Source organism: Sphaerisporangium flaviroseum, from assembly GCF_039537005.1.
Lineage (GTDB): Bacteria > Actinomycetota > Actinomycetes > Streptosporangiales > Streptosporangiaceae > Sphaerisporangium > Sphaerisporangium flaviroseum.
Genome location: NZ_BAAAZR010000057.1, coordinates 24970 through 45407 on the forward strand (window position 1 = coordinate 24970; position 20438 = coordinate 45407).

Here is a 20438-nt window from a genome sequence, read left to right on the forward strand (position 1 = left end):
GCCGCGACACAAATCCGCTTTGTTTGAGGACTCTGGGGTGACGTCGGGTTGGCCGGATTGGAGTAAGCGGGGGAAGCATGGTGGCCCAAGGGACCACACTGGCGGGACGTTACCGGTTGGACGTCCGTCTCGGTGCCGGTGGCATGGGCGAGGTGTGGCGCGGTGAGGACACGGTCCTCGCCCGCACCGTCGCCGTGAAAGTGCTGTTACCAGGCCGGATGGATGACCCGGGCTTCGCCGCCCGCTTCCAGGGGGAAGCACGCGCGATGGCCACGATCAACCATCCGGGTGTCGTCGACGTCTATGACTACGGTGTGAGCGATGTGCCGGGGGACGGCCCCACCGCCTACCTCGTGATGCGGTTCGTCGACGGCGAGCCGCTCGACCGGCTGCTCACCCGGCTCACCCGCATCGCGCCCGAGCCCGCGATGGAGTTGATCGCGCAGGCCGCCTCGGCCCTGCAGGCCGTGCACGACAGGGGCATCGTGCACCGCGACGTCAAGCCCGGCAACCTGCTGGTCCGCCCAGATGGCACGCTCGTCCTGACCGACTTCGGCATCGCCCGCGCCGACATGGGGCACCGGCTCACCGACGCCGGCATGGTGCTCGGCACGGCCGCTTACTGCGCGCCCGAGCAGGCGGAGGGCCAGCCGGTGACCCCGGCCGTCGACCTCTACGCCCTTGGAGTGGTCGCCTACGAGTGCCTGGCCGGCCACCGGCCGTTCGACGGTGACACCCCTGTCACGATCGCGCTGAAGCACATCCGCGAGGACCCGCCGCCGCTGCCGCCCGACGTGCCGCCGGCCGTGCGGCATCTCGTGGAACGCGCCCTCGTCAAGGACCCGGCGCGCAGGTGGCACAGTGCCGCGGAGATGAGCGTGGCCGCGCGCCAGACCATGCGCGACGACACCGGGGCCTCGATGGCGGTGTCCGGCATGGCCGGGCTGACCGGCATGATCTCCGCGGAGCGCACGACGACCGGGGTGGGCCACCCGTCGCAGCTCGCCACCCCCGAGACCGGCGCGCACGCGGCCCGGCCGCCGTGGCAGGAGGGCGACGCAGGCAAGGCCGTCACCTCCACGCCTCCTCCGTACATCCTGGCCGCCGCGACCTCACCTACCGCGGCCCACTCCCCCTCAGGGGGCTCTGCGGGGCCGTCCGGGCCTCCCGGGCAGCGAGGCGGCGCCCGCGGTCGCCGTGCCGCTCGCAGGGGCGGCAGGACCGGGCTGGTCGTCGGGGTCATCGCGGTGGGAGCCCTGCTGGGCGGTGTCGGCGCGGTCGCCTTCAACCAGGTCGCGAACTCCGGAGCATCGGCGGCCCAGGTGGCCGTGACCCCGACCGAGACCCCCACCCAGGTCAGCCCGTCCCCCAAGCGAACGCTCCGCCCGCCCCGGTCGACCGCTCCGGTGGCGCGTCCCACGGTCGACAGCACCAAGGAGACCGATGAGCCGCGCTCGCCGACTCCGACGGTGAAGAGCCCCACGCCGTCCAGGCCGCCTAAGGCGACGACCAGCCCGACCCCGTCACAGGTGGCCAAGAAGGTCGTGCCCAGGGTGATCAACCTGACTCAGGAGCTGGGGACCGCCAAGCTCCAGGCCGCCGGCTTCAAGGTCAGCGTGGACATCAGCGGCGAGCCGAGCCAAGAGGGCTGCACCCGGGTGCTCGACCAGAACCCGGCGCCGGGCACGTCGTGGGCGGTGGACCGCCGCGTCGCGATCGTCGTGGAGCAGGGCATCCCCTGTGGCGAGCCCAGTGGCCCCACGAGCGGGACGCCGACCCCTACGGCCTCCTGAGACCTCCGCCCTGCTTCCGGAGGCTGTCGTCGGACGCCGCCGGGTGCCGGCGGCCGCGTGGTCAGATGCCCGTGGTGGTGCGGGGGTAGGCGATCTGCGGGTCGGTGGCGATGTTGACCATGTAGGGCACGCCCGAGTCGAACGCGCGTCGCAGCGCGGGCCCGATCTCCTTGGGGGAGGTCACCAGCTCGCCTCCGCCGCCGAGGGCGGTCACGACCTGGTCGTACCTGCACTGCGGCTGGAGCTCGGCGGCGACGTCGTAGCCGTAGAGCATCTGCATGGGGTGCTTCTCGAGCCCCCACATGCCGTTGTTGCCGCAGATCATCACGACCGGGAGCTTGTGGCGCACCAGCGTGTCCACGTCCATCAGCGAGAACCCCGCCGCGCCGTCGCCGACCAGGAGCACCACCTGAGAGGACGGGCGGGCGATGCGGGCGGCGATGGAGTAGCCGAGTCCGGTGCCGAGGCAGCCGTACGGCCCGGGGTCGAGCCAGCATCCGGGCTTGCGGGGCTCGATGTACTTCCCGGCGTAGGAGACGAAGTCGCCGCCGTCGCCGATCACCACGGCGTCGTCGTCGAGGATGCGGTTGAGCTCGCCGTAGATGCGCATCGGGTGGATGGGGTCGGCGTCCGACTCCATCAACTCGACGTCGTCGGCGATCGCCGCCCGCGACTCCTCGGCCAGCCTCGTGACCCAGGCGTCGTGGGAGGTGGGGGACACGCCCGCCTCCGCGCAGGCCGACCGGAGGCCCCAGAAGAGCAGGGACAGGTCTCCCGCGGTCGAGGCGGCCGTCTCGACATGGGTGGCGAGCTGTGACGGGGCGTCGGCGAGGTGCACGACCTTGGCCAGCGGAACGCCGTTCCTGCCGCCGAAGAAGCCGTAGCCGAGGCGGAAGTCGAGCGGGGTGCCCGCGACGATGACCAGGTCGGCCTGGGAGAGGGCGATGCCGCGTGCCCGGGTGGCGAGAAGCTCGTGCCCGGCGGGCACGATGCCGCGCCCCTGCCCGTTAGGTACCACCGGAACCCGGTAGGCCTCGGCGAAGTCACGGGCCGCCTCCTCGGCGCGGTCCATCCACACGTCGGAGCCCACCACGAGCACCGGACGCTCGGCCTCGGCGATCAGCCGGGCGATGGTGGCCAGCGTCTCGCCGTCGGGCTCCAGCGGGGAGGGCGTCAGCGTCTCGGCCTCATGCGCCGGGGACGGCGAGAACAGGTGGTCCATGTAGAAGTCGAGGAAGACCGGGCCGCGATGGGGGGCGATCGCCGTGCGGAAGGCCATCTCGACGTCCTGCCCGATCGAGTCGGCGCCGCCGGCCGTGAAGGCCAGCTTGGTGATCGTCTCGAAGATCGGGGGGTGGTCCATCTCCTGGAGCGCGCCCGACCCCCAGCGGGACGCCGGGGCGCGCCCGCCCATCACCACAAGCGGCGAGCCGTTGTAGTGGGCGGTGGCGACCCCGCTGACCCCGTTGGTGATGCCGGGGCCGGCGGTCAGCACCGCGAGGCCGGGCTGCCGCGTCAGCCGGGCCGTGGCCTCGGCGGCGAACACCGCGCTCTGCTCGTGTCGCACATCGACGATGCGCATGTTGTCGTGGACGGCGCCGTCGTACAAGGGAAAGACGTGCCCGCCCGAGAGGGTGAACATGACTTCGGCACCATAGGCTCGTGAGACGGCGACCGCGACGTCACCGGCATGCTTTGCAGACTCCATGAGGTCTAATTACCTTTTCTGTCCCCGGTCAATCCTTGAGCACCCATTGAGCTGCTCAGAAGGCGACTCTAAAGTCACAGCGTCGGCGACAGCGCCTTGATGGGCATCTTCAGGTCCGCCAGGAGCTCCAGGTCGCGCTCGGGTGCGCGGCCGAGGGTCGTGAGGTAGTTGCCGACGATGATGGCGTTGACCCCGCCCAGCATGCCGTCGCGGGTGCCGAGGTCGCCCAGGGTCAGCTCACGGCCCCCGGCGTACCGCAGGATCGTGCGCGGCAGCGCCAGCCGGAACGTCGCCACGGTCTTCAGCGCCTCGGGCCCCTCGACCAGCGGGAGCGTGGCGAACGGGGTGCCGGGGCGGGGGTTGAGGAAGTTCAGCGGGACCTCGTCGGGGCGGAGCTCGCCGAGCTGACCGGCGAACTCGGCGCGCTGCTCCCTGGTCTCGCCCATGCCGATGATGCCACCGCAGCAGAGCTCCATGCCGGCCTCGCGGACCATCTCGCAGGTCTGCCAGCGCTCCTCCCAGGTGTGGGTGGTCACCACCTGGCCGAAGTGGGAGCGCGCGGTCTCCAGGTTGTGGTTGTAGCGGTGGACGCCCATCTCGGCCAGCTCGTCGACCTGCTCCTGGGTGAGCATGCCGAGCGAGCACGCGACGTTGATCTCGACGGCCTCACGGATGGCCTTGACGCCCTCGCGGACCTGGTCCATCAGCCGCTGGTCGGGGCCGCGCACGGCCGCCACGATGCAGAACTCGGTCGCCCCCGTCTGGGCCGTCTCGACGGCCGCCTGGACCAGCGAGGGGATGTCGAGCCAGACCGAACGCACCGGAGAGGTGAACTGCCCGGACTGCGAGCAGAAGTGGCAGTCTTCCGGGCAGCCGCCGGTCTTGAGGGAGACGATGCCCTCCACCTCGACCTCGGGGCCGCACCACGCCATGCGCACCTCGTGGGCGAGGGCCAGCAGCTCGGCAAGCCGGTCGTCGGGCAGCTCCAGGCACCGCAGGGCCTGAGCGGAGGAGAGCCCACGGCCTTCTTCGAGCACCTGAACCCGGGCGATCTCCAGGATGTCCATACTCATCGGTCCTGTTGCTCCCTTGTCGGTTGCGTCACAGACTAAGGGTTGCCCGGAACCGGGAAGGGTCGAACCCGCCGCCGAGCAGGGGTCCCAGTCCATCTCGGGCCACTCGGGCGAAAGCCGTACGGTCGAGCGCGCCGGCCCCCTCCGGGAGGGCTCCGGCCAGCGGGCGGGCGGCCAGCGTCTCCAGGTCGGTGACGTTGCTGCGGTCGGCCGGCCCGGGCTCGCGCGGCCAGGAGCCGATCACCACCCCGGCGAGGTCGAGGCCGCGCCCCGCGAGCGCCTCCAGCGTCAGCGCGGTGTGGTTGAGCGTGCCCAGCCCGGCTCTGGCGACCACCAGGACGGGGGCGCGCAGCAGGCGGGCCAGGTCGGCGATGGTGGCGCCTTCCTCGTCGAAGCGCACGAGCAGCCCCCCCGCGCCCTCGACGACCACCAGCCGGTGGGTGGCGGCGAGCTCGCCGGTCCGCTCGGCCACCTCGGCGAGGGAGACCGGGGGCAGGCCGGACGCCCGGGCCGCGGCGGCGGGCGAGAGCGCGTCGGGAAATCGCGCGAACTCGAATGTGGTGCACACCCCGGACAGCCGGATGACCTCGTCCAGGTCTCCCGGCTCCTCCGCCGCGACCCCCGTCTGCGCGGGCTTGACCACCGCGACGGGCACTTCCCTCTCGCGCGCCAGGGCGGCGACCGCGGCGGTGACCACGGTCTTGCCCACGCCGGTGTCGGTGCCCGTGACCACCAGGATGCTCACCGGCACCACACTAGAGGGTCGGGACCAGGCGGTCGCCGCCCCTGCGGCCGCCTGTCCGCGTGCCTCAGCGCTCGGGGCCGCCGGTCTCCGGCGGCCTGCGGAGGCGGGTGACGAACTTGTACCGATCGCCGCGGTAGAGGGACTGCGCCCACTCCACCGGGTTGCCCTCGGCATCGAAGGCGTGCCGCGTGAGCAGCAGCATCGGCAGCCCGACGTCCACTCCCAGGACCTGGGCGTCGTAGGGCGTCGCCAGCACCGTCTCTATGATCTCCTCGGCGTCGGTGAGCTGGACGTTGTAGGCGTTGTGCAGGGTCTCGTACAGGGAGGCGTGCACCTCCAGCTCCCGCCGCAGCCGGGAGAAGCGCCGGGCGGACAGATGGGTGGTGTCGATGGACATCGGCTCGCCGTTGGCCAGGCGGAGCCGGTGGATGCGCAGAACCCGGCCGCCCGGGTTGATGCACAGCCGGCGGGCCAGGGTCTCGTCGGCCGTGATGTAGTTGATGTCGAGGATCTTGGTGTCCGGCTCGAGGCCGACCGTGCGCAGATCCCCGGTGTACGACGTGAGCTGCAGCACCTGGGCCACCTTGGGCTGGGCGACGAAGGTGCCCTTGCCCTGGATGCGCAGGAGCCGCCCTTCGATGACCAGTTCCGTGAGCGCCTGCCGCACGGTCGTGCGCGAGGTCTCGAAGCGCACGGCGAGGGCACGCTCGGGCGGCAGCGCCGCGCCGGCGGGCAGAGACTTGGTGAGTTCCAGCAAGTTCCGTTTGACGTCGTAGTACTTGGGAATCCGGGGAGAGTCTTCCGTCACACGTTCACCTTCATCTCGGCCACGGCGGTGAGCGCGCGTCCGATCACCGCGAGATCATCCGAACTCAGATTGGCCCGTGCGGTCAATCTCAGACAAGACCGGCCAGACGGCACCGACGGCGGACGGAAGCACCCGGCGCGTACTCCGTGCTTCGCGAACACCGCGGCGGCGGAGAGCGCGACGTCCGGAGGGCCGAGCACGACCGGTACGACGGCCGCCGCCGGGTCCGTGGTGGGGAGTCCACGTTCCGCGGCCGCGCGGGCCAGTGCCGATGCGTTGTCACGAGCCTGTCTTGGCAGGTCAGGATGGTCGACCACAATATCAAGGGCCGCGAGTGCGGCCGCCACGGCCGAGGGCGCGAGACCGGTGTCGAAGATGAACGCCCGGCCTGTGTCGATCAGCGTCTCCACCACCTCAGAAGCGCCTAGCACAGCTCCACCCTGTGATCCGAGCGACTTCGAAAGTGTGATGGTTCTCACAATTGTAGGCGCCTCCGCGAGCCCTGCTTCGTCCACCGCTCCGCGCCCCCGCTCGCCCACCACGCCCAGGGAATGGGCTTCGTCCACGACCAGCAGCGCGCCGTGCCGTACGGCCGCCGCGTAGAGGTCCCGGATGGGCGCGCGGTCTCCATCGACGGAGAAGACCGCGTCGGTGACCACGAGCGCGTGCTCCTCGGTGCGGTTCGCCAGAGCCTTCTCCACCGCCTCGACGTCCTTGTGCGGGGTGACGGCGACCCGCGCGCGCGACAGGCGGCAGGCGTCGATGATCGAGGCGTGGTTGCCCTCGTCGCTGACCACCAGCCCGCCGGCCCCCAGCGTCGCCACCGCGGCGAGGTTCGCCAGGTACCCCGACGAGAAGACCAGCGCCCGCTGGGCGCGGGCGAACGACAGCAGCCGCTCCTCCAGTTCGGCGTGCAGCATGGTGGTCCCGGTGACGAGCCGAGACCCCGTTGAGCCGGTGCCCCACCGCTCGGTCGCCCGTACGGCCGCGGCGACCAGCCGCTCGTCGCGCGCCAGCCCGAGATAGTCGTTGGAGGCCAGGTCGACCAGGCCGTCGTGGTCGGGAGTGCGGGGACGCAGGGCGCGCCTGAGCCCGGCGGCCTCGCGAGTGGCGGCCGCCGTGCGCAACCGCGCCAGAGGATCGGTGTTCATGGCCTCGCTCGTGCCGGCGGCCACGCTCGCCGTACGCTCCAGGGGGTAAGCGGGCACTTCTTTGTGCTCCATCTGAGGAATCTTCCCAGGCCTCGCGCCGTCGATTCGCTTTGGGCGGTGGTTAGCACGCATGATGCACAGGTGCCGACTCTCAGCGACCTGGTGGCGCGCCACACCACTCTCGATCCCGCCGACGTGGAGTGGATGCATTCGCTGGTCACCGACTGGCAGCTTCTCGCCGACCTGTCCTTCGCCGACCTGATCCTGTGGATCCCGCTGCGCGACGAGCCGGGATGGGTGGCGGTGGCGCAGATGCGCCCGACAACGGGTCCGACGGTCTACCACGACGACGTCGTCGGCTCGATCGTGGCGGCGGGAGAGCGCCCCCTGATCGACACGGCCTGGAACGAGCACCGCATCTGCCGCGAGGGCGACCCCGACTGGTCCAGCGGCGTTCCCGTGCGCGAGGAGACCATCCCGGTGCGGCGCGACGACCACTTCGTGGCGGTCATCCAGCGGTCCACCAACCTGTCCTCGGCGCGCACGCCGTCCCGGCTGGAGCTCACCTACCTGCAGAGCGCCTCCGACCTGGCGCAGATGGTCGCCGAGGGGCGCTTCCCCTTTCCGGAGGAGGCGCCGATCCTGGTCCGCTCCCCGAGGGTCGGTGACGGGCTGCTGAGGCTCGACCGCGCGGGGCGGGTGACCTACGCCTCGCCCAACGCGCTGTCCGCCTACCGGCGCCTTGGGCTGAACGCCGATCTGGTGGGCTCGGAGCTGGGCAAGACGACCGCCGCGCTGTGCTACCGCGACGAGCCCATCAACGAGGACCTCATGCTGGTGGCGAGCGGTCGCGCGCCCCGGGAGACCGAGGTGGAGGCGGGCGCCAACGTGGTGCAGCTCCGTGCGATCCCGCTCATCGTGGGCGGTGGCCGCATCGGCGCGCTCGTGCTCATCAGGGACGTCACCGAGCTGCGCCGCCGCGAGCGCGAGCTGCTGACCAAGGACGCGACCATACGCGAGATCCACCACCGGGTGAAGAACAATCTGCAGACGGTGGCGGCGCTGCTCCGGCTCCAGGCGCGGCGCCTGCAGGTGCCCGAGGGCCGCGAGGCGCTGGAGGAGGCTGTACGCCGGGTGGGCTCGATCGCCATCGTGCACGAGACGCTGTCCCACACGCCCGAGGAGATCGTCGACTTCGACGACATCGCCGACCGCGTCATCATGATGACCGGGGAGGTGTCGGCGTCCAAGGTGATGCCGCGCCGCGTGGGGAGCTTCGGCATGCTGCCCGCGATGATCGCCACTCCGGTCGCCATGGTGCTGACCGAGCTGCTCCAGAACGCCGTGCAGCACGGCTTCGCCTACGGGTCCGGCACCATCAAGGTGATCGTGTCACGCACCGAGGAGAGGCTCGACCTCATCGTGGCCGACGACGGCGAGGGGCTGCCAGAAGGCTTCGAGCTGGAGGCGTCGACCAGCCTGGGGCTGCAGATCGTCCGCACGCTCGTCGTCGGGGAGCTCTCGGGGCGGCTGGCCGTCAAGCCCCGTCAGGGTGGGGGGACCGAGGTCTCGCTGACCATCCCGGTGCAGCCCGCGTGAGTAGGTTGCGAGGGATGGGCCCGTGAACTGCGACGCCCGGCCATCGCATGGTGCGATGCCGGGCGTGTCCGTTCCGTACGCCGCGACGCTGGGGCGGTGCGGAAGGCCTGTGTGGATGTGGTATTCGTTCCGCGACTGGCACAGGCAGGGGGTCGTTCGGCGGGTTCAGACACCCGCGCGGGCGCGGGCGCGGGCCGTGCGGCGCTTGAGCGCACGACGCTCGTCCTCGCTGAGGCCGCCCCACACGCCTGCGTCCTGGCCGGACTCGATGGCCCACTTCAGGCACGGCTCGCTGACGGGGCAACTGTGGCAGACCTGCTTGGCCTCTTCGATCTGCATGAGTGCCGGGCCGGTGTTGCCGATCGGGAAGAACAGCTCGGGGTCCACGTCACGGCAGGCAGCGCGGTGGCGCCAGTCCATGCGTTCCACTCCTTCGTAGGTGGAGCCTGCGGCTCCGTCCGGTGACGGATGTTTGTGAACACTTTCACTAACCAAGGCGAACTTTTGCCTGTGCCATGGTTGGGCGTCCAGGAATGCTCGCGTGATCGCCGCAGACCTTTGAGGAAGCATGGGTGGATCCTCAAACGTCCTACGTTCCGACGTCGTGTTGAGCTTTTCAGGCGTGCCCAGGTCACGCAAGAGGTTTGGGAGAACGTTTTGCCGGATATAGCTGTCGGATGCATCACACTATGACCAGATGTGACGATTTAGACCAGAACTTGTAATGCGCCTGGGACGGACCGGAACGTGACGCGCTCGCGCTCGCCGAGATAGTCGCCGTCGAGCTGGAAGGCCATGGGCCGCCGGGCCGAAAGCGTGAACATCTCCTCGTCGTGCACATGCACGAGATGCCCGCCCCGGGGCAGGCCTATGCGCTCGCCGGTGATCTGGCGGAGCAGCCTGAGCATGGCCAGTGCACCCATGCGCCGCAGGCCGAGCATGTCGAGGCCGGTGTCGAACCCCGCCCAGGGTGTGGGGTTGATCGGACGGCTGCCCGCATAGGTCCACGGCGCGGTGTTGCAGATGATCGTCATGAAGATGCCGTCGACGGCCGCCTGGTGGGGGCGCTCCAGCCGAAGCGCGGGGTTGCGGCGGTCGGTCATCAGGTAGTGGCGCAGCGCGGTGTTGATGTACCGGCTCGGCGAGGCCTTGTATCCGGCGCCGCGCAGGCCCTCTACGGCCCTGACCACCTCCGCGTCGTACCCCAGCCCCGCGCAGAAGGTGAAATATCGGCTGTTGGGGGGCGCTGCGGTGCCGGGAGCCGGTTCGGGGACGTCGCCGGGGGCCTCCTCGCCGAGCGCCCCGAGCTCCCAGATCGCCTGGCCCAGGTTGACCGTGCGGCGCCGGCCCTCGCGGATCGCCTCCAGCACCGCGCCGGTCGCCTCCACCGGATCGTTCGGCAGGCCCAGAGCCCGGGCGAAGACGTTGGCGCTCCCGCCAGGAAGGACGATCAGCGCCGGCCGCGCGTGCTCGCCGGCGATCATGCCGTTGACCGCCTCGTTGATGGTCCCGTCGCCACCGAGGACCGCGATGACGTCGAACCCCTTCTCGCGCGCGGCGCCGGCCAGGATGGTCGCGTGCCCTCGGTACCCGGTCTCCTCCACCGACAGATCGACGGCCGCGCCCAGAGCGCGGATGAGGACGTCTCTCGTACGCCGGTTGGTCGATGTCGCGGTGGGGTTGATCAGGAGGAGTGCGCGCATGCCGACCAGCGTATCCACCGGTCCCGCACCCGGGACCTCGCTCAAGTAGGGTGACCGGATATGTCGAACCGTCCGGTCACCCTGACCGTCGCCGCCGCCGTCCTCGCGCTGGAGGGCGTCACGGCCGTCGTGCTCGGCGGCTATGCCGGCGTGCAGACCGTTGTCGGCTCGCCGGTCGACGTGAGCAGCTCCATCATCGTCTCGGCGTTCGGCGTCGTCGTCGGCGCCGCCCTGCTCTGGGTGGCGTGGGGCATCCTGCACGCCGCCCGATGGAGCCGGGCCCCGGGCGTGGTCACGCAGATCTTCGCGTTGCCGGTCGCCGTCTCGCTCGTCCAGTCGGGTCAGTATGTGCCGGGCGTTCTGCTGATCGTCGTCGCGCTGGCCGGTCTGGTCACGCTGCTGGCGCCCGCCACGACGCGCGCCATGATCGAGGACTAGCCCGGCCGGTGGCCGGGCGGGTCGACGCCTCCGGCCGGATCGGCGGTCTCCGGCGGTGAGGCTGTGGCGGCGATGCGGTCAGTCTTCTGCGGTGAGGCCCTCGCGGAGCTGGGCGAGGGTGCGGGCGAGCAGGCGTGAGACGTGCATCTGTGAGATGCCGAGCTCGGTGGCGATCTGCGACTGGGTCATGTTGCCGAAGAACCGCAGCAGCAGGATGCGCTTCTCGCGAGGCGGCAGCCGCTCGAGCAGCGGCTTCAGCGACTCGCGGTACTCGACGCCCTCCAGGGACTCGTCGACGATGCCGAGCGAGTCGGATACGGCGGGAGCGTCGTCGTCACCGGAGTCGGGAGCGTCGAGGGACACCGTGGAATAGGCGTTGGCCGACTCCAGGCCCTCCAGCACTTCTTCCTCGGTCATCTGCAGGTGAGCGGCCAGCTCGGCGACGGTGGGCGCACGGCCCTGCCGCTGCGACAGCTCGCTGATCGCCTTGGTCAGCGAGAGCTTGAGCTCTTGCAGGCGACGCGGCACCCGGACGGCCCAGCCCTTGTCGCGGAAATGACGTTTGATCTCGCCCACGATGGTCGGGGTGGCGTACGTGGAGAACTCAACGCCCCGCGCCAGGTCGAAGCGGTCGATCGACTTGATCAGGCCGATGGTGGCGACCTGGGTGAGGTCGTCGAGCCACTCGCCGCGGTTGCGGAAGCGCCGTGCCAGGTACTCGACCAGGGGCAGGTGGAGCTCGACCAGTTCGTCACGGATGCGCTGGCGACGCGGATCGTCGGCGGGCAACTCGGCCAGCTCACCGAACAGCCCGCGGGCCCGCACCCTGTCGGGGACGGTGCTGTCACTGCCGGCCACGGCCCGGGTCCTCTCCGTCACGACAGCCTCGCAGCGCCTCGGCGCTTATGCAGCACGATTGCCATGCGGTCGGGGGTATCGGTCTCGGCGTCGACGTCGTCGGCCAGCGCCGTGAGCACCATCCAGGCGAAGTCGTCGCGCTTGGGCTCGGCCTGGCCGACCGTGCTCACCTCCACGCGGACGATCATCTCCTGGCCGGTCAGTTCGAACTCGGCGATCAGATCGGTGCCGGGCACGGCGTGGCCGAGCAGCATGGCGCACGCCTCGTCGACCGCGATACGAAGATCTTCGATCTCGTCCAGCGTGAAGTCGAGCCGTGCCGCCAGGCCGGCGGTGGCCGTGCGGAGCACGGACAAGTAGGCACTCGCAGCGGGCAGACGCACGCTCACCGCGTCACGGATCCCCGCGAGGCCACCAGGGATACCGTCAGCACGCGTCGCTGTCTCGTCGGTCACGTTCCTCCTCGCACAGAGCTGCTGATTAGCAACTTACCGCCCCGTGCCCCGTGTTGCAGGACTGGGACGCGCCGATAGTCGTGATCTTGTAGAAATGCGGCCAGTTTCCCTGACGTCCCGCTGTCCTTTCGTTGACATCGCGTCCTCCCCACGACGCGGCCGACCCGCGATAAGCCTCTGGCCCCGCGCGACCGTAAGACCGTGCGAGGCCAGAACCGGCATGAAGGCTCAGGCGGCCTTGGTCTCCCAGAAGATCTTCGCGATATCGTCGATCTTTCCGAGGAGCTCGTCCGCCTTGCTCACGTCGACGGTGCCTTTGGCCCCGGCGGCTCCGGCGAGCTTGGTGGCATCCCAGAACAGCTGGTGAAGCTGGGGGTACTGCTCCAGGTGCGGAGGCTTGAAGTAGTCGGTCCACAGCACCCACAGGTGGTGCTTGACCAGGTCGGCTCGCTCCTCCTTGATGCCCAGCGCGCGGGCGCGGAAGACGGGGTCGTCGTTGTCGGCGTACTTCTGCATGATCGCCTTCACGGACTCCGCCTCGATGCGAGCCTGAGCGGGGTCGTACACCCCGCAGGGGAGGTCGCAGTGCGCGGAGGCCACGTGGCCCGGCCGCAGCAGTCGTGCGAGCATCGGTTTCCTTCCTTGAAGCTGATATCAGGGAGCACTTTCCAATGCCCAACTTACTAGCCTTGATTCACCGGATCGGAAGGGGATGCGGCGCATGAGGGTCCGCGTCGAGGGCGACTCGATGTCGCCCGTTCTCCGGGCCGGGGACTGGCTCGTCGTACGCAGGGGAGCGGAGGTGCGGCCCGGTGATCTCGTGGTCGCCCGGCTGCCCGCCGACCCGGCGCTGATGATCGTCAAGCGGGCGGCGTGGCGGGACGAGGACGGGTGGTGGCTGGAGAGCGAGAACCAGCGTGCGCCCGGGCGCAAGGACAGCTGGGACTTCGGCGCGGTGCCCTCGTCGCTCCTGGTCGGCCGCGTGGTGTTCCGCTACTGGCCGCTGAGGCGCGGTCAGGCGCGGTGGCCGCTGAGGTCCCGGCGGCGAGCGCGGTAGGCCGCCACGTTGGCCCGGCTGGCGCAGCGTTCCGAGCAGTAGCGGCGGGACCGGTTGGAGGAGGTGTCCAGGTAGGCGCGACCGCACGGCGCCGCCTGGCAGATCCCGAGCCGGTCGACGCCGAGCTCGGTGACCAGGGCGGTCAGCCCCATGATCGCGCCCGCGGCGTACTCGCCGGAGAGTTGCCCGCCCTCGGTGAGGTGCAGGTGCCAGCGCTGCCCGTCGTGCCGCGAGATCTGCGGATGGACCGGGTGCCGGATCAGGAGCGCGTTCAGCCGGTCGACGGCGCTCTGCTCCTCGTGGCGCGCGGCGGCGGCGAAGACGGCGGCCAGCTCGCTGCGCAGCTCGCGCAGCGCCTGAAGGTCGGCTCGGGTGAGGCGGCCGGCGTGCCTGGCGCGCCCGGCCTCGACGAGGAACCGCTTGGCGCCTTCCAGGGAATCGAGCGCGTCTTCGCTGTTGACCAGCAGCACCGCGAGCTCGGCGTACGAGGTCAGGTCCACGTGGAATTCCACCGCAGGTAAGAGACGAGTCGGGATATCGAGTATTACATGGAACGGCCGGCGGAGGGCCTCGGCGGGCGGGTTAGGGGCCTGCGGCGGAGGCCCTCGGGTGGGGGAGGGGTATCGGGACCAGGTGCTTCGGGTATGAGCTGGACAGGGGGAGAAGTATGGATATGTCCGGTTGGATACGCCTGGCGCACGAAAGTGACCCGCAGATGTGTGGCGCAGCGAACATCGGCAGGCGTCTCGACATGTGGCACAATCAAGCAACGGGTGACCCCCGTACCCCCTCAAGAGACGACCGTCAACGACGACGGCCGCCGGGCGGCTACAGAAGCCTGGGCCCTCGTTCGCATGCGGCGTCTACCGAAGGAAACCGTCCTTACGACACAGGGGTCGCTGTGGCAGTCACGCCGTTCTCCGTTTCTCTCGAATCCCTCGATCTCGATCCCGTTTTCGCGATGCACCGCGGCGGCAAGATCGAGATCCGCTCCACCGTCCCGGTCCGCGATGCCGATGACCTGTCCCTGGCGTACACGCCGGGCGTCGCCAGGGTCTGCACCGCGATCGCCGACCAACCCGATCTCGTCAACGACTACACCTGGGCCGGAGGCGTCGTCGCCGTCGTCTCCGACGGCACGGCCGTCCTCGGCCTCGGCGACATCGGCCCTGCCGCCGCCATGCCCGTCATGGAGGGCAAGGCGCTGCTGTTCAAGGAGTTCGGCAACGTCGACGCGGTGCCGATCTGCCTCGACTGCACGGAGGTCGACGCCCTCGTCGAGACCGTCGTGCGGCTCGCGCCGTCGTTCGGCGGCATCAACCTGGAGGACATCAGCGCTCCCCGCTGCTTCGAGGTCGAAGAGCGGCTGCGCGGGCTTCTCAACATTCCGGTCTTCCACGACGACCAGCACGGCACCGCCATCGTGGTGCTCGCCGCCCTGCAGAACGCCGCTCGCCTCACCGGGCGATCCCTCGGCGACCTGCGGGCCGTGGTGGCGGGCGCCGGAGCTTCCGGTGTGGCGGTCACCAGAATCCTGCTGAACGCCGGCATCGGCGACATCGCGGTCTCCGACTCCAAGGGCATGATCTACCAGGGCCGCGAAGGGCTGAACCCCTACAAGGAGGCCCTGGCCAGGGACACCAACCGCGGAGGCTTCACCGGCTCCACGGAGGAGGCGCTGGCCGGAGCCGACGTCTTCATCGGCCTGTCCGGCTCGACGCTGTCGGAGACGGCGGTGGCCTCCATGGCGGGCGACTCGATGGTGTTCGCCCTGTCGAACCCGACACCGGAGATCCACCCCGAGGTCGCCCGCAGGCACGCGCGGGTCGTGGCCACCGGCCGTTCCGACTTCCCCAACCAGATCAACAACGTGCTGGCGTTCCCCGGGGTGTTCCGGGGCGCCCTGGACGTCCGGGCATCGACGATCACCGAGAACATGAAGGTCGCCGCCGCCCACGCCCTCGCCTCCGTCGTCGGTGACGACGTGTCGGAGAGCTACGTGATCCCCAGTCCCTTCGACCCCCGGGTCGCCCCGGCGGTCGTGGAGGCCGTCGCCGGCCAGGCCCGCCTGGACGGTGTGGCACGCGCGTAGCAGGCCGGTTCCGCCAAGGCCCCGGGGTCCGCGTTCAGCGGGTCTCGGGGCTCGGGCCGCCGAGCGGGTACGGCCCGCCGGCGGGCCCTCCGTAGTCGCCGGGAAGGTCCGGCCTGGGCGGGCGCCTGCGCGTGTTCGGACGGCGCAGGGCATGCAGGCTCTTCCGGGGCAGCGACCAGACGACGCTGCCGTCCCACAGCCGTACCGCCACCCTCCGCCCGTCCGCCAGTCGCTCGCGCGGCGCCAGGTGCGCGGGATCGAGCCGTACCCGGGTGATCTCCGCCCATGCGCAGGTCCCGTATGGGATGTCCGCGAAGGTGGTCCGCACCCGCTCCATGGCGAGCCTCTCGGTGGTCGTCACCCCGCAGGCCGACCACCCTTCCGGGTCGTGGCCGGTGTAGACATCCCAGTCGAAAACCCTTGCCTTCGTCATGACGTACCGCTCCTGTGGTCAAGTCTTGGGAATTCCCACACCATGTCACTCATCGTGCTATAACAAAAACCCTCCGTTACCGATCGGGCAAGGGTGTGCACGAAGGGCATGTGTGTGCGCAGGGGGCTTGCGGTGGGCGGAGCGTCCATGACCGTCCGCGTAGTCCTCCTGGGGATGTAGCGATGCAACGCGAGCCCAACCTTCTCCTCCGGCATCTCGTCGCCGAGGCCGCCTTCTCCCACAAGGGGCTGGCGCGCAGGCTCAACGACCTGGGAGCCGCGCGGGGCCTCATGGGGCTGAGGTACGACCACAGTTCGGTGCTGCGCTGGATGGCGGGCCAGCAGCCGCGCGATCCGGTGCCGACGCTGCTGGCGGAGATCTTCGCGTTGAAGCTCGGCCGGCCGGTCACCTCGGAGGACCTTGGTATGGCGGGGGGAGCCACGCCCCTCGACCTCGGGCAGGAATTCACTCACTCGTGGCAGGAGGGTGTCGAGACCGTGACAGCACTTTGGAGGGCGGACATGGAGAGGCGCAGGTTCCTGCTCGACTCCGCCTTCGCCGTCGGAGCGGGTTCGGCGGGAGCCCTGCGCTGGCTTACCTTCCCCTTGGAAGGCAAGCCCGAGGTCAGCGGGGTGCGTAAGGTCGGTGCGCCCGACATCGCCGCGATTCGCGAGGTCACCCGTTCCTTCGGTGAGCTCGACAACCGTTTCGGCGGAGGCCGGGTGCGGTCGGCCGTCGTGAAGTACCTGGATTCGGCGGTCGCTCCGCTGCTGAAGGAGGGCAGCTACGGCGAGGCGACCGGCAGAGCTCTGGCGTCGGCCGCGGCGGAGGTGACCCGCCTGGCGGGCTGGATGGCCTACGACCTGGAGCAGCACGGCTTGGCGCAACGCCACCTCATCCAGGCGCTGAGCCTGGCGCGCGGTGCCGGCGACCACGGCTTCGGCGGGGAGATCCTCGCCGGCATGGCCCACCAAGCCATCTACATAGGTCAGCCACGACATGCCCTCGACCTCGCCAGGGCGGCACAGCTCTCCGCACGCCGCGCGCAGGTCCCGTCCCTGCTGGCCGAGGCGTACGTGCTGGAGGCCCACGCCCACGCGGCGCTCTCCGACGGCGCGTCCTGCGCCCTCGCACTGCACGAGGCCGATCTCGCCTTCGACCGCCGCCGGCCCGATGAGGAACCCGAGTGGATCCGCTACTTCGACGAGGCCTACCTCGCGGCCAAGTACGCCCACTGCTTCAGGGACCTGGGAGATGGGCCGCAGGCCGTGCGGTACGCGCGCCGGTCCCTCGACATGGACGGGCGGTTCGTCCGGGGGAGGATGTTCAACCTCTCGCTGCTCGCCTCGGCCCACGCTCTGTGCGGCGACGTGGAGGAGGCCTGTCAGGTGGGTACCTCGGCGCTCGACCTGGCGGTCGGCCTCCAGTCCGTACGGACGAGGTCCTACGTCGCCGACCTGCGTAAACGGCTGGAGCCGCTCAGCAGGGAGCCGGCCGTGGCCGTCCTGGTCCGGCGCAGCAGGGAGCTGGCTCCGGCGGCGTGAACGAGCGGGCAGGCGGGTGTCGGCTTCGGGACGTGGCGCTGGGTTCGAGACGTGGCGCTGGGTTCGGGACCTGGCGCTGGGTTCGGAACGCGGGACGGGGCCCGGAACGCGGCGCGGGGCCCGGCCGAAGCCGGGCCCCGCGTTGATACCGATGTGCTGATGCCGACCGTTGACGAACGGCTAGCGGATCGAGCCGGACCAGAGGTTGGCGGCCTTCTTGTAGACCGCGTAGGTCTCGCTGTCGAAGTACGGCGAGGTGCTGAAGTCGTACCGGCCGTTGCCGTCGGAGTCGCCGATGAGGCTGGTGACACCGTTGATGTAGCCCAGACGCTTTGTGCTGCTGTACTTGGCGATCCACGGGCCGCCGGCGGAGCCCGCGGTCATGGAGCACTTCAGCGCGATCTGCGCCTCGGCCTTGTAGGCGGCGGTGACACCGGCCGCCCTGGTCTTGCCGTAGCACCACTTCGGCGTCACACCGGTGAACGGCCTGTCGCCGTCGGGGTGCGGGCCGGCGGGGTAGCCGAAGGTGTAGACCGGCTGGCCGATCTTCTGGTTCCAGGAGAAGCCCTGGCCGCCGACGTTGTCACCGAGACGGCCGGCGTCCTTCCAGGTCCGCACGTTGATGCCGTTGTAGACCGTGACGAAGGCGTAGTCGCTGTCGTAGTCCTCGTAGACGGCGAAGTCGTAGTGCGTGTACGCCGACTTGCCGACGTAGATGCCCCAGGGAGCCTTGGCCTGGTAGTAGCCGGGGATGAAGACCCAGCGGTCCAGCGTCTCGCGGTTGGCGTCGGTGTCGTAGACGCAGTGAGCGGCGGTCGCCACGAGGTTGCGGTACTTGGCCTGCACCGACGAAGCGGAACACCAGTACGGCTTGCCGTTGACGCGGAAGAACACCTTGCCGATGGTCCTCGGCAGGTTGACGTTCTTCACCTTGGTGGGGGTGATCTTCTCCTGCCCGATGGGCGGGACGGTGCCGGTCTTGCCGTCAGGAGCCGCGTCGCTCCCGCCGAACTTGACCTTTCCCTTCACCGAGGAGTCGTTGGAGTACCGGGTGGCGGCCTTGAGCTGCTTGCCTCCGGAGGCGCTCCAGAACTTCGCGGTCTCGTTCGCCTTCGACTTGCTGGAGGCGAGGTTGACGTTCGTCGGCGAGGGCTTGGCCGTGGCCCCTGCGGACGTGGTGAGGGCGGCGCCGATCATGCCGGTGGCGGTGACGGCGGCGCCGAGGGGGAGGATGAAACGCTTTGCTCGGGTATTCATGTAACTCCTCTTGTTCTGATATGAGACACGACTTATGTCTCATACGTCCCAGAGGGGATCTGCCCGAGCCTATGTGAAGTATTTACCTGCGCCGTATAACGCAGCCCCTAAATCGGACATATCGCTATTAGGTGGGAGTTGCAGCAAGGGAAACCTCACTGGAAGGTGAGGTTGAAAGTGAGGAGGGCCCGGCCGAAGCCGGGCCCTCCTCCAGTCATGCCGCGGTCAGGCAGCCGACGTCATGCGGTGATCACTTGCCGATCTTGCCGGACCAGAGGTTTTCGGCCGACTTGTAGATCGAGTAGGTCTCGCTGTCGAAGTACGGCGAGGTGGCGAAGTCGAAGCGACCGTTGGCGTCGGTGTCGCCCACCAGGCTGGTGACGCCGTTGACGTAACCGAGACGCTTCGTGCTGCTGTACTGCGCGATCCAGGGACCGCCGGAGGCGCCCGCGGTCATCGAGCACTTGATCGCGATCTGCGCCTCGGCCTTGAACCCGGAGACGGGGCCGGCCGCGGAGGTCTTGCCGTAGCAGTACTTCGGCGTCGCACCGGTGAACGGCTTGTCACCGTCGGGGTGCGGGCCGGCGGGGTAGCCGAAGGCGTAGACCTGCTGGCCGATCCGCTGGTTCCAGGAGAAGCCCTGGCCGCCGACGTTGTCGCCCAGGCGGCCGACGTCCTTCCACGTCCCCGCCTCGACACCGTTGTGGACGGTGACGAAAGCGTAGTCGCTATCGAAGTCCTCGTAGACGGCGAAGTCGTAGTGCGTGTACGCCGACTTGCCGACGTAGATGCCCCAGGGAGCCTTGGCCTGGTAGTAGCCGGGGATGAAGACCCAGCGGTCCAGCGTCTCGCGGTTGGCGTCGGTGTCGTAGACGCAGTGAGCGGCGGTCGCCACGAGGTTGCGGTACTTGCCCTGGATGGAGGACCCGGAGCACCAGTAGGTCTTGCCGTTGAGGCGGAAGAACACCTTGCCGATGGTCCTCGGCAGGTTGACGTTCTTCACCCTGGTGGGGGTGATCTTCTCCTGCCCGGTGGGCGGGACGGTGCCGGTCTTGCCGTCGGGCTCGGCGTCGCCGCCGCCCAGCCGGATCCTGCCCTTGACGGAGGCGTCATCCGTGAACCTGGTGGCGGCCTTGAGTGCCTTGCCGCTACCGGCCGTCCAGAACTTGAGGGTGTCCATGGCCGCGCCCTTGGAGGCGGACAGGCCATCGGACGCCGGCGCGGCCGCGGAGGACGCGACGGCGGCGGTCGTGAGGGATGCCGCGATCATGCCGGTGGCGACGGCGACGCCACCGAGAGGGAGCATGAGGCGCTTGACTCGGGTGTTCAATGAGACTCCTTGTTCTGCCGCAGGAGCTGACTCCTGCCCCACTCGCCCCAAAAGGGACGGTAAGAACCTATCGGTCTGATCCTGAGAAATGGACAGTAAAGCTCAACAATGGTTGGCTTTCGCGGCCCATCAGGACGTCCGGGAGGGCGCCCACGAGTCGGGCTGCCATCCGCACAGGCACAGGTGGAAACGGTCCAATGGACCCTCTGGCACGCGCTTTAGGGACGTACCTTTTCTGCACGATGTGACCTATATCACTCAACCAGCGAAGCGTGTAAAAGTCGCGGGACCCGGCACGAATGCCGGGTCCCGCTAGGTGGTGCTGTGCTCTAGCCGACTAGAACGTCAGGCCTTGGTGACGAGGTCGCCATCGGAGGTGACGATCTTGCCGGAC

Annotated in this window: 20 protein-coding genes; 6 read left to right on the top strand and 14 right to left on the bottom strand. The window is 69.6% G+C overall.

Annotated elements, in window-relative coordinates:
• The first annotated feature begins 116 nt into the window (after positions 1-116).
• Positions 117-1793 (top strand): protein kinase domain-containing protein, encoded by a 1677-nt coding sequence (locus ABD810_RS38310; protein WP_344952703.1) that lies wholly within the window; start codon positions 117-119, stop codon positions 1791-1793.
• 61 nt (positions 1794-1854) lie between these two features.
• Here ABD810_RS38310 and ABD810_RS38315 read toward each other — a convergent pair whose 3' ends face one another.
• The 5 genes from ABD810_RS38315 to ABD810_RS38335 all read right to left on the bottom strand — a co-directional run bounded on the left by ABD810_RS38315 (position 1855) and on the right by ABD810_RS38335 (position 7350).
• Positions 1855-3501 (bottom strand): acetolactate synthase, encoded by a 1647-nt coding sequence (locus tag ABD810_RS38315; RefSeq protein WP_344952705.1) that lies wholly within the window; start codon positions 3499-3501, stop codon positions 1855-1857.
• A 74-nt stretch (positions 3502-3575) separates the two neighbouring features.
• Complete coding sequence (gene bioB / locus ABD810_RS38320) at positions 3576-4574, bottom strand: biotin synthase BioB (protein ID WP_344952707.1); 999 nt, start codon at positions 4572-4574, stop codon at positions 3576-3578.
• A 28-nt stretch (positions 4575-4602) separates the two neighbouring features.
• Positions 4603-5319, bottom strand: coding sequence for a dethiobiotin synthase (gene bioD / locus ABD810_RS38325; RefSeq protein ID WP_344952709.1), 717 nt, complete (start codon positions 5317-5319; stop codon positions 4603-4605).
• A gap of 64 nt (positions 5320-5383) precedes the next feature.
• Positions 5384-6127, bottom strand: coding sequence for a GntR family transcriptional regulator (locus ABD810_RS38330; RefSeq protein WP_344952711.1), 744 nt, complete (start codon positions 6125-6127; stop codon positions 5384-5386).
• Positions 6124-7350, bottom strand: a complete 1227-nt coding sequence (locus tag ABD810_RS38335) for an 8-amino-7-oxononanoate synthase (protein WP_344952713.1) — start codon at positions 7348-7350, stop codon at positions 6124-6126. The genes ABD810_RS38330 and ABD810_RS38335 overlap by 4 nt, the downstream gene beginning before the upstream one ends.
• Positions 7351-7419: 69 nt before the next feature.
• Between ABD810_RS38335 and ABD810_RS38340 the strand changes: the two genes are divergently transcribed.
• Positions 7420-8877, top strand: a complete 1458-nt coding sequence (locus ABD810_RS38340) for a histidine kinase N-terminal domain-containing protein (RefSeq protein WP_344952715.1) — start codon at positions 7420-7422, stop codon at positions 8875-8877.
• Between the two features lie 165 nt (positions 8878-9042).
• Here ABD810_RS38340 and ABD810_RS38345 read toward each other — a convergent pair whose 3' ends face one another.
• Positions 9043-9297 carry a WhiB family transcriptional regulator gene (locus ABD810_RS38345; protein ID WP_344952717.1) on the bottom strand — a complete coding sequence of 85 codons (255 nt, stop codon included), beginning with the start codon at positions 9295-9297 and terminating at the stop codon, positions 9043-9045.
• A 287-nt stretch (positions 9298-9584) separates the two neighbouring features.
• Positions 9585-10580: a diacylglycerol/lipid kinase family protein gene (locus tag ABD810_RS38350; RefSeq protein ID WP_344952719.1), complete on the bottom strand. Its 996-nt coding sequence runs from the start codon at positions 10578-10580 to the stop codon at positions 9585-9587.
• Between the two features lie 60 nt (positions 10581-10640).
• On the opposite strand from ABD810_RS38350, the gene ABD810_RS38355 reads away from it, so the two are divergent.
• Positions 10641-11018: a hypothetical protein gene (locus tag ABD810_RS38355; protein ID WP_344952721.1), complete on the top strand. Its 378-nt coding sequence runs from the start codon at positions 10641-10643 to the stop codon at positions 11016-11018.
• Between the two features lie 78 nt (positions 11019-11096).
• On the opposite strand, the gene ABD810_RS38360 is transcribed toward ABD810_RS38355, so the two are convergent.
• The 3 genes from ABD810_RS38360 to sodN form a co-directional block, all read right to left on the bottom strand.
• Positions 11097-11897, bottom strand: coding sequence for an RNA polymerase sigma factor SigF (locus ABD810_RS38360; RefSeq protein WP_344952723.1), 801 nt, complete (start codon positions 11895-11897; stop codon positions 11097-11099).
• Positions 11894-12331, bottom strand: coding sequence for an ATP-binding protein (locus ABD810_RS38365; protein ID WP_344952725.1), 438 nt, complete (start codon positions 12329-12331; stop codon positions 11894-11896). The genes ABD810_RS38360 and ABD810_RS38365 overlap by 4 nt, the downstream gene beginning before the upstream one ends.
• 228 nt (positions 12332-12559) lie before the next feature.
• Positions 12560-12961 (bottom strand): superoxide dismutase, Ni, encoded by a 402-nt coding sequence (sodN, locus tag ABD810_RS38370; protein ID WP_344952727.1) that lies wholly within the window; start codon positions 12959-12961, stop codon positions 12560-12562.
• Between the two features lie 91 nt (positions 12962-13052).
• On the opposite strand from sodN, the gene sodX reads away from it, so the two are divergent.
• Positions 13053-13388, top strand: a complete 336-nt coding sequence (sodX, locus tag ABD810_RS38375; RefSeq protein ID WP_344952729.1) for a nickel-type superoxide dismutase maturation protease — start codon at positions 13053-13055, stop codon at positions 13386-13388.
• Here sodX and ABD810_RS38380 read toward each other — a convergent pair.
• Positions 13346-13888, bottom strand: a complete 543-nt coding sequence (locus ABD810_RS38380) for a CGNR zinc finger domain-containing protein (protein ID WP_344952731.1) — start codon at positions 13886-13888, stop codon at positions 13346-13348. The two genes, sodX and ABD810_RS38380, sit on opposite strands and share 43 nt — an antisense overlap.
• A gap of 461 nt (positions 13889-14349) precedes the next feature.
• Here ABD810_RS38380 and ABD810_RS38385 point away from each other — a divergent pair, with 461 nt between their 5' ends.
• Positions 14350-15480 carry an NAD(P)-dependent malic enzyme gene (locus ABD810_RS38385; RefSeq protein WP_344952747.1) on the top strand — a complete coding sequence of 377 codons (1131 nt, stop codon included), beginning with the start codon at positions 14350-14352 and terminating at the stop codon, positions 15478-15480.
• A 34-nt stretch (positions 15481-15514) separates the two neighbouring features.
• Here ABD810_RS38385 and ABD810_RS38390 read toward each other — a convergent pair whose 3' ends face one another.
• On the bottom strand, positions 15515-15913 hold the full coding sequence (locus ABD810_RS38390) for a hypothetical protein (protein WP_344952733.1): 399 nt from the start codon (positions 15911-15913) through the stop codon (positions 15515-15517).
• Positions 15914-16095: 182 nt separating this feature from the next.
• On the opposite strand from ABD810_RS38390, the gene ABD810_RS38395 reads away from it, so the two are divergent.
• The gene (locus ABD810_RS38395) at positions 16096-17457 is read left to right on the top strand and encodes an NsdA family TPR-like regulatory protein (RefSeq protein ID WP_344952735.1); all 1362 of its coding nucleotides are present in this window, start codon (positions 16096-16098) and stop codon (positions 17455-17457) included.
• Positions 17458-17637: 180 nt separating this feature from the next.
• Here ABD810_RS38395 and ABD810_RS38400 read toward each other — a convergent pair whose 3' ends face one another.
• The gene (locus tag ABD810_RS38400; protein ID WP_344952737.1) at positions 17638-18714 is read right to left on the bottom strand and encodes a trypsin-like serine peptidase; all 1077 of its coding nucleotides are present in this window, start codon (positions 18712-18714) and stop codon (positions 17638-17640) included.
• Positions 18715-18964: 250 nt separating this feature from the next.
• Entirely contained in the window at positions 18965-20044 is a 1080-nt protein-coding gene (locus tag ABD810_RS38405; RefSeq protein WP_344952739.1) for a trypsin-like serine peptidase, read from the bottom strand.
• Positions 20045-20438 lie beyond the last annotated feature (394 nt).

Coding starts and splice junctions, on each gene's coding strand:
- ABD810_RS38350 (WP_344952719.1), bottom strand. CDS start 10,580: ATGCGCGCACTCCTCCTGATCAACCCCACCGCGACATCGACCAACCGG.
- ABD810_RS38335 (WP_344952713.1), bottom strand. CDS start 7,350: ATGGAGCACAAAGAAGTGCCCGCTTACCCCCTGGAGCGTACGGCGAGC.
- sodN (WP_344952727.1), bottom strand. CDS start 12,961: ATGCTCGCACGACTGCTGCGGCCGGGCCACGTGGCCTCCGCGCACTGC.
- sodX (WP_344952729.1), top strand. CDS start 13,053: ATGAGGGTCCGCGTCGAGGGCGACTCGATGTCGCCCGTTCTCCGGGCC.
- ABD810_RS38400 (WP_344952737.1), bottom strand. CDS start 18,714: ATGAATACCCGAGCAAAGCGTTTCATCCTCCCCCTCGGCGCCGCCGTC.
- ABD810_RS38315 (WP_344952705.1), bottom strand. CDS start 3,501: ATGGAGTCTGCAAAGCATGCCGGTGACGTCGCGGTCGCCGTCTCACGA.
- ABD810_RS38395 (WP_344952735.1), top strand. CDS start 16,096: ATGCAACGCGAGCCCAACCTTCTCCTCCGGCATCTCGTCGCCGAGGCC.
- ABD810_RS38355 (WP_344952721.1), top strand. CDS start 10,641: ATGTCGAACCGTCCGGTCACCCTGACCGTCGCCGCCGCCGTCCTCGCG.
- bioB (WP_344952707.1), bottom strand. CDS start 4,574: ATGAGTATGGACATCCTGGAGATCGCCCGGGTTCAGGTGCTCGAAGAA.
- ABD810_RS38390 (WP_344952733.1), bottom strand. CDS start 15,913: ATGACGAAGGCAAGGGTTTTCGACTGGGATGTCTACACCGGCCACGAC.
- ABD810_RS38385 (WP_344952747.1), top strand. CDS start 14,350: ATGCACCGCGGCGGCAAGATCGAGATCCGCTCCACCGTCCCGGTCCGC.
- ABD810_RS38345 (WP_344952717.1), bottom strand. CDS start 9,297: ATGGACTGGCGCCACCGCGCTGCCTGCCGTGACGTGGACCCCGAGCTG.